The following is a 13,266-nucleotide window of genomic DNA, read 5'->3' as shown; positions in this document are numbered from 1 at the left end:
CCCGTGAAGATCCTGCACACCTCCGACTGGCACGTCGGCAAGGTCCTCAAGGGCCAGTCGCGGGCCGAGGAGCACAAGCAGGTCCTCGCCGGGGTGATCGACGTCGCCCGGGCCGAGCGGCCCGACCTGGTCATCGTCGCCGGCGACCTCTACGACACCGCCGCGCCGACGCCCGAGGCCACCCGGCTGGTCACCCGGGCTCTGACCGCGCTGCGCCGCACCGGCGCCGACGTGGTGGCGATCGGCGGCAACCACGACAACGGCCAGGCCCTCGACGCGCTGCGCCCCTGGGCCGAGGCGGCCGGGATCACGCTGCGCGGCGGCGTCCGGGAGAACCCGGACGAGCACGTCGTCGACGGCACCACGGCCGGCGGCGAGCGCTGGCGGCTGGCCGCGCTGCCGTTCCTCTCCCAGCGCTACGCCATCCGGGCCGTGGAGATGTACGAGCTGACCGCCGCCGAGGCCACCCAGACGTACGCCGACCACCTGGGCCGGGTGCTGGGCCGGCTGACCGAGAGCTTCACCGAGCCGGACCGGGTGCACCTGGTCACCGCCCACCTGACCGTGGTCGGCGCGGCGACCGGCGGCGGCGAGCGGGACGCGCACACCGTGCTCGGCTACGCCGTGCCGGCGACCGTCTTCCCGGGCACCGCGCACTACGTGGCGCTGGGCCACCTGCACCGGTCGCAGCGGGTCCAGGGCCCCTGCCCGATCCGCTACAGCGGCAGCCCGCTCGCCGTCGACTTCGGCGAGCAGGAGAACGTGCCGTCGGTGACGGTCGTCGAGGTCACCGCGACGACGGCGGCGCAGGTCCGCGAGGTGCCGGTCGTCGCGGCGGCCACGCTGCGCACGGTCCGGGGCACCCTGGCCCAGCTCGCCGAGATGGACGTGCCGGACGCCTGGCTGCGGGTGTACGTGCGGGAGCAGCCCCGCGCCGGGCTGCGCGAGGAGGTGCAGGAGCTGCTGCCCCGCGCCCTGGAGATCCGCATCGACCCCGAGCTGGTGCCCGCCCCGGGCGGCGGCGCCCGGGTGGCGCAGCGGGCCGGCCGCTCGCCCCGGCAGCTCTTCGCCGACTACCTGGACAGCCGGGGGCACACCGACGACGGGGTGCGGGGGCTCTTCGACGAGCTCTTCGAGGAGGTCGAAACCGAAAGGGGCGGATTGACCGTAGGGGACGAGCGGTGAAGGTCACACGGATCGCTTATTCAACCGGCCTGAATGCCGGTAAATACGCGGCCTTGGCGGAGCAGGCCCGCCGGCTGGGCCGGGTCCGCAGCGAGGTGTGGCAGCGTTACGGCTCGATCAGCGGAGTCGGTTCCGGGCTGGGGGACCGGCAGGCGCGGGACCGTTGGCTGGTTGATGGCATACATCAGCGGTTCGGTGTGCTGGCGAATGCGTGGAAGGAAACCCTGCGCGACGCGATGGCCGATGTGGCGGCGAACATGGCGGCTGCCAAGACCGATGTGCGGCGGGCCGTTTTGCGGCGTACGAGTGATCCGGCCGAGCGCAAGCGGATGCTCAGCGCGCTGAAGAGCGACGGGTGGGCGGACGATCCGTTCCTGGCTCGGCAGATGCGTAAGCACTGGAAACGCGGCAAGAACCGTACCAACGATCAGATCGTTGTGCGTGCTGATCAGCACCAAACGGTCGCTGACGGGTACGGCCGGCTGTGGCTGGCGGTTCCTGGTCTGGAACGCCGCAGGATGGTCAGGATTCCGCTGTCGACGACGGTCGCTCCGACCGGCACGCTGCGGTTAGTCCTGCGAGGTGGCCGGGTCGAGGTGCATTACCAGATCGATGCGTCGCAGATGCGATCTTCGCAGCAGCCGTGCGGCGACCGGATGATCGGTGTCGACAAGGGCTACACCGAAGTCCTGACCGACTCCGAGGGCGAGCACCACGGTATCCGCCTCGGCGAGCTGCTGGCCGCGGAGTCGGACCGGGTGAAGGAGCGTAACCGCCGCCGGGCGAAGCTGCGCTCGATAGCCAACAACGCCGCGCGGCGAGGTGACCACGCGAAGGCGTACCGGATCACTGTCAACAATCTCGGGCATGTCAAGCGGGACCGGCGGGCCGCCCGTCACCGGGCGCAGGTCCGTACAGAGATCTTCACCGCCGTGCACCGGGTGGTCGACAGGGCCGCCACCGTGGTCGCCGAGGATCTCACCAAAGCCTTTGCCGGGCGCCGAACGCTCGGTAGGAATGCCAACCGGCGCCTCGCCGCGTGGACCAAAGGAGTCACCGCCGAGGCCTTGTCCAGCGTGTCGGAGCGCAGAGGTTCTGCGCTCGTTCACGTCAACGCCGCCTACACCTCACAAGCCTGTCACCGCTGCGGCCGGCTCGGCCGACGCAGCGGTGACAGGCTTCACTGCACCTCGTGCGGGGTGGTGTGGCAGGCCGACGTGAACGCCGCGATCAACATCCTGCACCGAGCCGGCGACCCCGACATCGCCCTGCACACCCCACACCACAAGGTGAAGCAGATCCTGCAGGACCGGACCGATCGCCACCGGACCAGACTGCCGGTCCAGGACTCCAGCCCGGCCACCACCGAGCGGAGAGCGAAACATCCGAACTGCTCACCCATGAGCAACAGTAGGAAGCAGGTCGACCACTGATGCGGCCGATGCGGCTGGACATGGCGGGCTTCACCGTCTTCCGGGACGAGACGACGATCGACTTCACCGACGCCGACTTCTTCGCCCTGGTGGGGCCGACGGGCTCGGGCAAGTCGACGGTGCTGGACGCGATCTGCTTCGCCCTCTACGGCACGGTGCCCCGCTGGGGCGGCACCCGGGGGCTGGCCAACGCCCTCGCGCCGTCGGCCACCGAGGCGCGGGTGCGGCTGGTCTTCGAGTCCGGCGGATCCCGCTACGTGGCGACCCGGGTGGTGCGCCGGGACGGGCGTGGCAACGTCAAGACGGCCAACGCCGGGTTGCAGCTCATGCCGGCCGGCTTCGACGTGACCAAGCTCGACACGGGGCTGAGCCCCGACGACCTCGGCGAGGTGGTCGCCGGCACCCCCGCCGAGATGGAGCAGGCGGTGCTGGAGGCGGTCGGGCTGCCGTACGAGCAGTTCACCAGCTGCGTGGTGCTGCCGCAGGGGCAGTTCGCGGACTTCCTGCACGCCAAGCCGGCCACCCGGCAGCAGATCCTGGTGAACCTGCTCGGTCTCGGGGTCTACGAGGAGGTGCAGAAGAAGGCGACCGCGCGGGCCGCGCAGGCCGAGGCGAAGCTGGAGGCGGTCGACCAGGCGCTGGCCGGGCTCGCCGACGTCGACGACGCCGCGCTGGCGGCGGCGACCGGGCAGGTCGACCGGATGCGGGAGCTGGTCGGGGCGGTGGCGGCGGCCGTACCGGAGCTGGCGGCGGCCCGGGAGGCGGCGCGCGAGGCGGGCGCGGCGCTGGCCGCGCTCGACGCCGACCTGGCGGTGCTGTCCGCCGTGCGCGCGCCGGACGGGGTGGCCGAGGTGGCCCGGTCGGTGGCGTCGGCGCGGGCGGGCGCGGACGAGGCGGCGACGGCGGTGTCGCTGGCCGAGGAGCGGGAGGAGAAGCTCCGCGGCGAGTTGGCCGCGGCCGGCGACGAGAGCGCGCTGCGGCTGCTGCTGCGGGCGTACACCGACCGGGAGAAGCTGGCCGGCGAGGCGGAGACGGTCCGCGCGGCGGTCGGCACGGCGCGGGGCGAGCACGCGGCGGCGGTGACCGCGCTGACGCAGGCGCGAACGGCGGCCGAGCGGGCCGAGGCCGAGTTGGAGGCCGCCTTCCGGGCCCACGAGGAGGCCAAGGCGACCGACCAGGCGGTGGCGCTGCGGGCGCACCTGCGCGACGGGGCGACCTGCCCGGTCTGCGAGCAGACGGTGGCGACGGTGCCGGCGGTGCCGGCGGACTCGGCGGTCGCCGCCGCCACGGCGGCGGGCCGGGCGGCGCGGGCCGCCACGAAGGCCGCGCAGGCGGTGGTGGCGGAGCGCGACGCCGCGGCCCGCGAGCTGGAGCGGGTGCTGGTGCGGGCGCGGGCCCGGCAGGACCAGTTGGACGCCCGGCTGGCCGAGCTGGACGGGCAGTTGGCCGGGGCGGCGGAGCCGGCGGTGCTGCGCCGCGAGCTGGACGACCACGCGCGGCTGCGCCGGGCGCTGGAGGAGTCGGCGGCGGCGGTGCGGGCCGGCCGGGAGGCGGCCCGGCGGGCCCGGGCGGCCGTGGACGCCGCCGAGGAGCGGCTGCGCGCGACCTGGCGGGCGTTCGACGCCGCCCGCGACGGGCTGGCCCGGTTCGGGCCGCCGGCGGCCGACCGCGACGACCTCGGCGCGGCGTGGGCGGCCCTCACCGGGTGGGCCGGCACGGAGGCGGAGCGCCGCCGCGCCGAGCGGGCGGGGCGGGCCGCCGCGGTGGCGGAGGCCGAGGCGGTGGCGGCCGGCGTCGGCGAGCGCATCGCGGGCATCTTCGCCGCCGCCGGGCTGCCGGCCACCGACGATCCGGTACGCGCCGCCGACCGCGCCTTGGAGCGGGCCGAGGGCGACCTGCGCGAGCTGGAGCGCCGCCGCGAGCAGGCCGGCGGGCTGCGCGAGCAGCGGGCCGGGTACGAGCACGAGGCGCAGGTGGCCCGGGCCCTCGCGGGGCACCTGCGGGCCAACAACTTCGAGCGGTGGCTGCTGGCCGAGGCGTTGGACCTGCTGGTCGACGGCGCGTCGGGCATCCTGCGGGAGCTGTCCGGCGGGCAGTACGACCTGGTGCACGACAAGGGCGAGTTCTTCGTCGTCGACCACCACGACGCCGGGCTGCGCCGGGGCGTGCGCACCCTGTCCGGCGGCGAGACCTTCCAGGCGTCGCTGGCGCTGGCGCTGGCGTTGTCCGAGCAGCTCGCCGGCATGTCCACCACCGCGGCGAGCCTGGAGTCGATCGTGCTCGACGAGGGCTTCGGCACGCTCGACGCGGCCACCCTGGACACGGTGGCCGCCACCCTGGAGAGCCTGGCCGCCCGGGGCGACCGGATGGTCGGGGTGGTCACCCACGTGCCGGCGCTGGCCGAGCGCATCCCGGTCCGCTACGAGGTCAGCAAGGACGCCCGGTCGGCCCGCGTCGAGCGGACCGGCCGGTGAGCGGGGGCCGCCGCGGCGTCCCCCGGGCCACGACGGGAGGCTCGCCCCGGTGACCGATCCCCGGTTCTTCGTCGACGCCTGGGACCCGGCGTACGGGGCCTCGTTCGAGGCGTCCGGCGGCGGTCCCGCCGCGCCGAGCAGCGCCCAGGTCGACGCGGACGCCGAGCTGCCCGCGGTGGACTGGCGGGCCATCGGGCCCCGCCCCGGGGTGCGCGCCCCCGACGTGGTGCTGCTGGTCGACGGGGTGCGCCGGATCGACGCGAGCGTGTGGACGGCGGAGGACGACGGCGCGTCCTTTCCCGGCCTGGCCGCCTCGTACGCCGCCGGGGTGGTCCGGTGCGACCTGGAGCGCGGCGCGGCGCGGCTCGCCGGCGCGAAGGTCGGCCGGGGCCTGTTCACCGCCAGCCCGTCGGCGGTGGACGTGGTCGCCGGCAGTGTCCGCTACCCGGTGCACCGGGTCAGCGGCACGGGCGAGCTGAACAAGCTCCCCGCCGCCGTGCAGGGGCCGCTGACCGCGCTGGAGGTGGAGGTCTCCGGGGCGGCCCGCACCGACGGCGACCTGCTGGTGGTGGACGGCCCGCTGCGCAACCGGCGACAGCTGCCGCGCACGCTGGGCTACATCAAGACGCAGCACAGCCAATACCTGGACGCCCGGCTGACGGCGGTGGTCACCGGGCTGGCGGCCGGCGAGCGGTCCCCGGTGTTCCGGCTCGGCACGGCGTGGGGCGGCTGGTCGTGGTATTTGCGGCTGCCGGTGGCCCTCGGGGCGCCGTGGGCGGGCATCGTCCGGATGGAGTGCTCCGCCGAGCTGGGCATCGACGAGGCGGTGGAGCTGGCCGACCTGTCGCTGGTGACGCTGCCCCGCTTCGCCTCCACCCCGTACAAGGACCCGCGGGCACCGCAGAACCTCATCCCGATCGCGGGCCTGGAGCGCCGGCTGCGGGCGCTGCTCGGCGACGCGCGGCTGCTGCACCGGGTGCTCACCGCCGCCGCCCGGGCCCGCCGCTGATGGGGCGCAGGCGGGGCGCCGAGACGGTGGCCGCGGGGGTGGACACCGGGCTGGCCGAGCTGGTGCCGGATCCGGACCGGCCGGGGTCGTGGACCCTGCTGCTGGACGGCGCGCCGCAGTCGCACGTGGACCTGGCCGACCCCACGCACCTGGAGTTCGAGTACGTCCGGCGGCTGGCCGCCGCGATCGACCTGCTGGCCCCGGCCGGTGCGCCGCTGCGGGTGCTCCACCTCGGGGGCGGGGCGCTGACCCTGCCCCGCTACGTGGCCGCCACCCGGCCCGGCTCCGCCCAGCGGGTGGTCGAGGTGGACGGTGCGCTGGTGGAGCTGGTCCGCCGCGCCCTGCCGTGGCCGGCGGACTTCCGGCTCAAGGTGCGGGTGGCCGACGCCCGCGCGGTGCTCGCCGCCAGCCGGGACGCCGGCTACGACGTGGTGGTCGCCGACGTCTTCGCCGGCGCGCGCACCCCGGCCCACCTCACCTCGGTGGAGTACGCCGCCGAGGTGGCCCGGGTGCTGCGCCCCGACGGCTGCTACCTGGCCAACGTCGCGGACGGCCCACCGCTGCGTCACGCGCGGGCGCAGGTCGCCACGGTCCGATCGGTGCTGCCCCGGGCGTGCCTGGTCGGGGACGCGGCGGTGCTGCGCGGGCGGCGCTACGGCAACCTGGTGCTCGTGGCGAGCCGGGTCGAGCCGCCGGTGCCGGAGCTGACCCGGCGCGCCGCCGGGGACTGGTTCCCCGGCCGGGTGCTGGCCGGCGGGGAGCTGGACCGGTTCGCCGGCGGGGCCCCGGTGGTCCGCGACGCCGACGCCACCGACTCGACCCCGCCGCCGCCCGGAATCTTCTCCGTGCGTCGTTGATCCGTTCGCGGGGCCCTGCGAACGGCCGTGCCGAGCGGGGACGACCGGCGTACCGGCGCCGCCGCGCCCCGCCGGTGCCGCCGGTCACGGGACCGGGGCGTGGCAGCATGGGCGGGTGACCGGGACCGAACCCTCCGCCCGCCGGGAGCTGCGCCCGCCGGCCGGCTACCGGCTGGCCGCGTCGGTCCGGGCGTTGACCTTCAGCGCGTACGACCCCTGCGCGCGCGTCGCGGCGGGCACCTTCTGGTGGGCCACCCGCACCCCCGACGGGCCGGCGACCCTCGCCCTGCGGCCGGCCGGCGGCGACCTGCTCGCCGAGGGCTACGGCCCGGGCGCCGACTGGGTGGTGGAGCGGGCGGACGCGGTCGCGGGGCTGCGCGACGACCTCAGCGGGTTCGCGGAACTCGCCGCCGGTCACCCCGTGGTGGCGCGGCTGGCGGTCCAGCACCGGGGGCTTCGGATGCCGGCCACCGGTCAGGTCTTCCCCCGGCTGCTCCGGGCGGTCCTCGAGCAGAAGGTGACCGGCAAGGAGGCGTACCGCGCGTACGCCGCGACGGTGCGGCACTTCCGCGAGGCGGCGCCCGGGCCGATGCAGCCGCTGCTGCTGCCGCCGGAGCCGGCGGCGGTGGCCGCCACCCCGTACTGGGTGTTCCACCCGTTCGGGGTGGAGCAGCGCCGGGCCGACACGCTGCGCCGCGCCGCCGCCGTCGCGGAGCGGCTGGAGCGCTGCGCGGACTCCGCCGAAGCCACCCGCCGGCTCACCGCCATCGCCGGCATCGGGCCGTGGACGGCCGCCGAGGTGGTGCGGATCGCGTACGGGGACCCGGACGCGGTCAGCGTCGGCGACTTCCACGTGCCGAACACGGTGGCCTGGGCGCTCGCGGGCGAGCCACGCGGCGACGACACCCGGATGCTGGCGCTGCTGGAGCCGTTCCGGGGGCACCGGGGCCGGGTCTGCGTGCTGCTGGAGGCCGGGGGCGTCCAGGCCCCGAGGTACGGCCCCCGGATGCCGATCCGCTCCTTCGCCCGGTTCTGACCGGCCGCCGCCGCGCGGCGCCGTTCCGTCCGGCGGGGCGGTGCCGCCCGCCGCGCCGCCTCTGGCCGGCGAATGCCGTCTGTCGGCCACGGCGCCCGCGACGGGGCGGACGAGGCGCGCGGTCAGGAGCGGGCGCAGAGGCGGCGCAGGGTGCGGCCGAGCCACCAGGCGTACGCGTGCTGGAAGGCCCGGCCGGCCGGGCCGGCCACCCGCATGACCCAGCGGTCCGGGCGGCTGAACGCGACCACCTCGAACCAGACGCGACCGGCGGCGTCGCGGCTGACCACGAACGCCTCCTCGCCGCTGGCCGGATGCCCGGGCAGGGTGCCGTACCCGAAGCCGGCCCGCCGGTCGTCGTCGACGGCCCAGACCACCTCGCAGGGCGCGGCCAGCCGCAGCGGGCCGACGCCCAGCCGGGAGACCACCCGCACTCCGGGCGCGGCGCGGTCGGCCACCGCGTCCATCCGGATGCCGGCCGCCCGGTGCAGGCGCCAGCCGAGCACCGCCGCGCCGGCGGCGGCGAAGCAGGAGTCGGGCAGCCGCACCCGGTGCCGCACGTGCCGCCAGCCGGGCGGCAGGTCCCCGACGCGGGTGGCGCCGACGTGCGGATAGGTCAGTGCCGGCACGGCGCGCACCCCCGGGGCTCGACGGATCACCGTCAGCGTACGGGCGGCGCGGCGGGGCCGTGTGGTTGGCTGTCGGCGTGATCGAGCCGCGCATCGCCCCCGCCGACGTCCCGGACGCGGGCGAGATCCTCACGGTGCAGCGCGCCGCGTACCTCGTCGAGGCCCAGCGCTACGCCGACCCGTTCCTGCCGCCGCTGACCGAGACCCTGGAGGAGGTGCGGGCCGCGCTGGCGGGGCCGGCGACGGTGCTCACCGCCCGGCTGGGCCACCGGCTGGTCGGCTCGGTGCGGGCGCACGTCGACGGCGACACCGCGCACGTCGGCCGCCTCGCCGTCGCCCCCGACCAGCAGGGCCGGGGCGTCGGCGGGCGGCTGCTGCGGGCGGTCGAGGCGGCCTGCGCGGCCCGCGTGCGCCGCTTCGCGCTCTTCACCGGGGCCGACAGCGAGCAGAACCTGCGGCTGTACCACCGGCACGGCTACCGCGTGGTCGGGCACCGGCCGGACCCGAACGGCCACCGGCTGGCCCTGCTGGAGAAGTCCGTGGTCAGTCCCGCTCGCAGCGACGCCTGAGCCCGTCGGCCTCCATCCGCAGGTAGCGGCGCGTCAGGTCGCCGTAGAGCCAGCCGACCGGACCGGCCAGCGGCCCGGACTGCGCGAGCACCAGCTCGACCCGGCTGCGCCCGTCGGCCAGCGGCAGCACCCGGTGTTCGGCCAGGGTGCGCACGCCGGGGCTGCGCGACACCCAGGCGAAGGAGTGCCCCTCGGCCAGCTCGGTGACCCGCCAGACGGCCGGCCGCAGCTTCGGCTGCTCCAGCCTGACGGTGGCGCCCACCGCGAGCGGCCCCGGCTCCCCCCGCCGGGCCCGGCGCACCGAGGGCGTCCACTCCGGCCACCGCTCGACGTCGACCAGCACCGCCCAGACCCGTCCGGGCTCGGCGGCCACCTCCGTACCGGCCTCGAACCGCATCGCGCCCCCCTCCCGGGCGGCGCCCCGCGCGCCGCGCCCACCGGTGACGACGCTGCCCGGCGGATCGTGACCGCGGCATCCGCCGACCGGTCGGTCGCCGCCGGGTCAGGCGGCCTCGTGCAGGTCGGCCAGCCCCAGGGGGGTACGCCGACGCAGCAGTTCCTCCAGCTCCGCCACCGAGCCGACCTCGCCGAGCACGTCCTTGCCCCCGCCGAAGCGGGCCGGGTAGCGGCGCACGAGCCGGTAGCGGTGGCGGCCCCGGATCAGCTCGATGCTCACCCGCCACCGACCGCAGCACCCGCAGACCCACTCCGACACCCCGCGAAACTAGCTCTGACCTGCGGTTTTCCGATTCGCCCGGGCAGGGACGAGGGACGCGCGGGGAGACACGCCGCCCGCCGACCGGCCGTGATCTGCCTCACGACTGTCGGTGCCGTCTGGTTGACTGGTCGCCGTGAAGCTGCCGATCAGTCCACCGGTCGAGCCGATGCTGGCCAAGAGCGTCCCGCGGATCCCCACCGCGTCCGGGATGACGTACGAGCCGAAGTGGGACGGCTTCCGGTGCATCGTGTTCCGCGACGGCGACGAGGTCGAGCTGTCCAGCCGGGGCGGCAAGTCGATGACCCGCTACTTCCCCGAGGTGGTCGAGCAGGCCCGCCGCCAGCTGCCCGAGCGGTGCGCGGTCGACGGCGAGCTGATCGTGATCCGGCGGGACGGCCCGGGCGGGCAGCCCCGGCTCGACTTCGAGCTACTGGCCCAGCGCGTCCACCCGGCCGCCTCCCGGGTGAGGCTGCTGGCCGAGACCACGCCGGCCGACTTCGTCGCCTTCGACCTGCTCCTCCTCGACGACGAGACCCTGCTCGACCAGCCCTATCCGCAGCGGCGGGCCCGGCTGGAGGCGGCCTTGGCCGGGGTCCGCCCGCCGGTGCACGTCACCCAGGTCACCACCGACGTCGACACCGCCCACCGCTGGTTCGACGTCTTCGAGGGCGCCGGCCTGGACGGCCTGATCGCCAAGCCGGCCGACCTGCCCTACGAGCCGGGCAAGCGGCTCATGTTCAAGGTCAAGCACGCCCGCACCGCCGACGTGGTGGTGGCCGGGTTCCGGTGGCACAAGTCGGGCCCGGTGGTCGGCTCGCTCCTGCTCGGGCTCTACGACGACGCGGGCGTCCTGCACCACGTCGGGGTGAGCGCCTCGTTCACCATGGCCCGCCGCGCCGAGCTGCTGGAGGAGCTGGAGCCCTACCGGGACGCCGGCGCCGACCACCCGTGGGTGCACGGCGACCACGAGCGCGGCCAGCGCCTGCCCGGCGGGGTCAGCCGCTGGACCGGCACCCGCAACCTCGAGTGGGAGCCGCTCCGCCCCGAGCTGGTGGTCGAGGTCGGCTACGACGCGATGGAGGGCGACCGGTTCCGGCACACCGCCCGGTTCGTCCGGTGGCGGCCCGACCGCGAGCCCGGCTCCTGCCGCTACGACCAGCTCGACCGGCCGGTCCGGTTCGATGTGGACCAGGTGCTCCGCGGCGACCCGACGGTGACCGTGGGCTCCGCCGCGGGCCCGGCGTAGCCTGGCCGTCGAAATCGATCACGGAGGCCCGCTCGTGACCCGCACTTCCGCCCGTATCCGCCGGTTCCGGCTCACCGTGGCCGGCCTGGCCGCCGCCGCGCTGCTCGCCGCCGGCTGCACCCTCCCGGCGTTCGCCCCCCGGACGGACGTCGAGGGCGAGGCCGCCGCGCCGGGTGCCGCGCCGACCTGGCGGCCCTGCCCGGAGGTGGCCGAGGAGCTGGTCGGGCGGAGCGCGCCGAACATGCGCTACGAGTGCACGCGGATCAAGGTGCCGCGTAACTGGGGCATGGGCGGCGCGGCCGGCACCGGCCCGGGCGCCAGGCAGACCTTCGAGATCGCGCTGCTGCGCGCCCGGTCGACGAAGCAGCGCGAGCGGATCGGCTCGCTGGTCGTCAACCCGGGCGGGCCGGGCGGCTCCGGGGTGGACACGGCGGTCTACCTCTCCTACGGGCCGGCGTTCGGCGGCCTGCCCGCCTCGATCACCGACCGGTTCGACATCGTCGGCTTCGACCCTCGCGGGGTGTCCCGCTCCAGCCCGGTGAAGTGCATTCCGGACGCCGACCTGGACGCGAGCTTCGGCTACGACCCCGACCCGCGCAGCCAGGAGTCCTTCGACGGGTTCGTGGCGCTCAACCAGCGGATCGGGCGCGGCTGCGGCGACCGCTACGGCGACCAGTTGCCGCTCTACGGCACCGAGCAGGCCGCCCGCGACATGGACATGGTCCGCGCGGCCGTCGGCGACGACAAGCTGACCTACCTCGGCTACTCCTACGGCACCCTGCTCGGCGCCACCTACGCGCAGCTCTACCCGCAGCACGTCCGGGCGATGGTGCTCGACGGCGCGATCGACCCGAAGCAGGGTCTGGTCGCCGGCTCGGAGAGCCAGGCCAAGGGCTTCGAGCGGGCCTTCGACAACTTCACCCGGTGGTGCGCCGCCAACGCCGGCCGCTGCCCGATCGCCCCGGACGCCCGCGCCGCGGTCACCTCGGCGATCGACAAGGCCCGGGTGTCCCCGGTGCGCGGCGACGACGGCCGGGAGGCCACCCCGGGCTGGGTCTTCTACGCGATCATCTCCTCGCTCTACACCGAGCAGGGGTGGCAGGAGTTGGCCCGCGCCATCGACGAGCTGGAGGGCGGCGACCCGACGGACGTGTTCCGCCTCGCCGACGCGTACGCCGACCGGGACTCCGACGGGCACTACTCGAACCTGTTCGACGCCAACCTGGCCGTCAACTGCGCCGACGAGGAGGAGAAGCCGACCCGGGAGCGGATCCGCCAGCTCCAGTCGCAGTGGCGGGCGAAGTACCCGCTGTTCGGCCCGTCGCTGGCCGTCGGCATGCTCTCCTGCGCCGAGTGGCCGGGCGGCCGCGACCCGTACCCGACCGGTCGGGCCGACGGGGCGCCGCCGATCCTGGTGGTGGGCACCACCGGTGACCCGGCGACGCCCTACGAGCAGACCGGCGAGCTGGCCGAGATGCTCGGTGTCGGCCGGGTGCTCACCTGGGAGGGTGAGGGGCACACCGCCTACCCGCAGACCTCCTGCATCACTGAGGCGGTCGACGCCTACTTGATCGACCTGACCGTGCCCAGAGAGGGGCTGCGCTGCCCGGCCCGTTGACCGGCCGCTCCGGCGGCAGGTCGGGCAGCTCGATGCCCTGCCGCGCGGCGATCTCCTCCAGCAGCGCCCGCATCCGCCGGACGTCGGCCTTGAGTTCCTCCTGCTCGTCGTGCTCGAAGGCGTCGTCGTCGACGATCAACTGGCTGGCGAAGTGCGCGGTGATCAACGGGATGACCAGCAGCACCATGGTCGAGATGAGCAGCGCGGCGAGGGCCCGGCCCTGCCAGCTGACCGGTGAGATGTCGCCGTACCCGACGGTGGACGCGGTCACCACCGCCCACCAGACCGCGTCCGCCGCCGTTCGGTTCTCCACCTGGCCGTAGATGACGCCGGCCACCACGATCATCAGCAGGTAGGAGATGATCAACGTCCGGGGCGAGTTGGCGAACCAGACCAGCGCCCGGTAGATCCACCGGAACGGCAGCAGCAGGACGTCCATGAGCCATCATGCTGCCCGGTGCCGGCAAGCGCCGCCCCCGCATCGCCCCACATCGT

13 protein-coding genes are annotated in these 13,266 nt (G+C 75.6%); 9 read left to right on the top strand and 4 right to left on the bottom strand.

What is annotated here, in order from left to right; all coding sequences use genetic code 11:
- The first annotated feature begins 3 nt into the window (after positions 1-3).
- The 6 genes from ACZ6O2_RS02010 (at position 4) to ACZ6O2_RS01985 (ending at position 7,994) form a co-directional block, all read left to right on the top strand.
- Positions 4-1,185 (top strand): exonuclease SbcCD subunit D, encoded by a 1,182-nt coding sequence (locus ACZ6O2_RS02010; protein ID WP_466021679.1) that lies wholly within the window; start codon positions 4-6, stop codon positions 1,183-1,185.
- Positions 1,182-2,618, top strand: coding sequence for an RNA-guided endonuclease TnpB family protein (locus tag ACZ6O2_RS02005; RefSeq protein WP_466021678.1), 1,437 nt, complete (start codon positions 1,182-1,184; stop codon positions 2,616-2,618). The genes ACZ6O2_RS02010 and ACZ6O2_RS02005 overlap by 4 nt, the downstream gene beginning before the upstream one ends.
- Entirely contained in the window at positions 2,618-5,092 is a 2,475-nt protein-coding gene (locus ACZ6O2_RS02000) for an AAA family ATPase (protein ID WP_466021677.1), read from the top strand. The genes ACZ6O2_RS02005 and ACZ6O2_RS02000 overlap by 1 nt, the downstream gene beginning before the upstream one ends.
- 49 nt (positions 5,093-5,141) lie before the next feature.
- Positions 5,142-6,101: a hypothetical protein gene (locus tag ACZ6O2_RS01995; protein ID WP_350711640.1), complete on the top strand. Its 960-nt coding sequence runs from the start codon at positions 5,142-5,144 to the stop codon at positions 6,099-6,101.
- Positions 6,101-6,958: a spermidine synthase gene (locus ACZ6O2_RS01990; protein ID WP_466021676.1), complete on the top strand. Its 858-nt coding sequence runs from the start codon at positions 6,101-6,103 to the stop codon at positions 6,956-6,958. The genes ACZ6O2_RS01995 and ACZ6O2_RS01990 overlap by 1 nt, the downstream gene beginning before the upstream one ends.
- Positions 6,959-7,073: 115 nt before the next feature.
- Complete coding sequence (locus ACZ6O2_RS01985) at positions 7,074-7,994, top strand: DNA-3-methyladenine glycosylase family protein (RefSeq protein WP_466021675.1); 921 nt, start codon at positions 7,074-7,076, stop codon at positions 7,992-7,994.
- A 122-nt stretch (positions 7,995-8,116) separates the two neighbouring features.
- On the opposite strand, the gene ACZ6O2_RS01980 is transcribed toward ACZ6O2_RS01985, so the two are convergent.
- Positions 8,117-8,650: a DUF1990 family protein gene (locus ACZ6O2_RS01980; RefSeq protein ID WP_350711635.1), complete on the bottom strand. Its 534-nt coding sequence runs from the start codon at positions 8,648-8,650 to the stop codon at positions 8,117-8,119.
- Between the two features lie 47 nt (positions 8,651-8,697).
- Here ACZ6O2_RS01980 and ACZ6O2_RS01975 point away from each other — a divergent pair, with 47 nt between their 5' ends.
- A complete protein-coding gene (locus tag ACZ6O2_RS01975; RefSeq protein WP_466021674.1) occupies positions 8,698-9,189 on the top strand; it encodes a GNAT family N-acetyltransferase in 492 nt (163 codons plus the stop codon).
- On the opposite strand, the gene ACZ6O2_RS01970 is transcribed toward ACZ6O2_RS01975, so the two are convergent.
- Positions 9,164-9,586: an SRPBCC family protein gene (locus ACZ6O2_RS01970; protein WP_466021673.1), complete on the bottom strand. Its 423-nt coding sequence runs from the start codon at positions 9,584-9,586 to the stop codon at positions 9,164-9,166. The genes ACZ6O2_RS01975 and ACZ6O2_RS01970 overlap by 26 nt on opposite strands.
- Before the next feature lie 105 nt (positions 9,587-9,691).
- The gene (locus ACZ6O2_RS01965; RefSeq protein WP_350711629.1) at positions 9,692-9,904 is read right to left on the bottom strand and encodes a hypothetical protein; all 213 of its coding nucleotides are present in this window, start codon (positions 9,902-9,904) and stop codon (positions 9,692-9,694) included.
- A 136-nt stretch (positions 9,905-10,040) separates the two neighbouring features.
- Between ACZ6O2_RS01965 and ACZ6O2_RS01960 the strand changes: the two genes are divergently transcribed.
- Positions 10,041-11,153 carry an ATP-dependent DNA ligase gene (locus tag ACZ6O2_RS01960; protein WP_350711627.1) on the top strand — a complete coding sequence of 371 codons (1,113 nt, stop codon included), beginning with the start codon at positions 10,041-10,043 and terminating at the stop codon, positions 11,151-11,153.
- Between the two features lie 34 nt (positions 11,154-11,187).
- Positions 11,188-12,771: an alpha/beta hydrolase gene (locus ACZ6O2_RS01955; protein WP_466021672.1), complete on the top strand. Its 1,584-nt coding sequence runs from the start codon at positions 11,188-11,190 to the stop codon at positions 12,769-12,771.
- On the opposite strand, the gene ACZ6O2_RS01950 is transcribed toward ACZ6O2_RS01955, so the two are convergent.
- The gene (locus ACZ6O2_RS01950; protein WP_466021671.1) at positions 12,698-13,210 is read right to left on the bottom strand and encodes a potassium channel family protein; all 513 of its coding nucleotides are present in this window, start codon (positions 13,208-13,210) and stop codon (positions 12,698-12,700) included. The two genes, ACZ6O2_RS01955 and ACZ6O2_RS01950, sit on opposite strands and share 74 nt — an antisense overlap.
- Positions 13,211-13,266: the final 56 nt, after the last annotated feature.

Source organism: Micromonospora sp. NPDC048040 (genome assembly GCF_055587185.1).
The sequence above is the reverse complement of the archived record's forward strand: the minus strand, read 5'-3'. Positions and strand labels throughout refer to the sequence as shown.

Coding starts and splice junctions, on each gene's coding strand:
- ACZ6O2_RS02000 (WP_466021677.1), top strand. CDS start 2,618: ATGCGGCCGATGCGGCTGGACATGGCGGGCTTCACCGTCTTCCGGGAC.
- ACZ6O2_RS01990 (WP_466021676.1), top strand. CDS start 6,101: ATGGGGCGCAGGCGGGGCGCCGAGACGGTGGCCGCGGGGGTGGACACC.
- ACZ6O2_RS01970 (WP_466021673.1), bottom strand. CDS start 9,586: ATGCGGTTCGAGGCCGGTACGGAGGTGGCCGCCGAGCCCGGACGGGTC.
- ACZ6O2_RS01950 (WP_466021671.1), bottom strand. CDS start 13,210: ATGGACGTCCTGCTGCTGCCGTTCCGGTGGATCTACCGGGCGCTGGTC.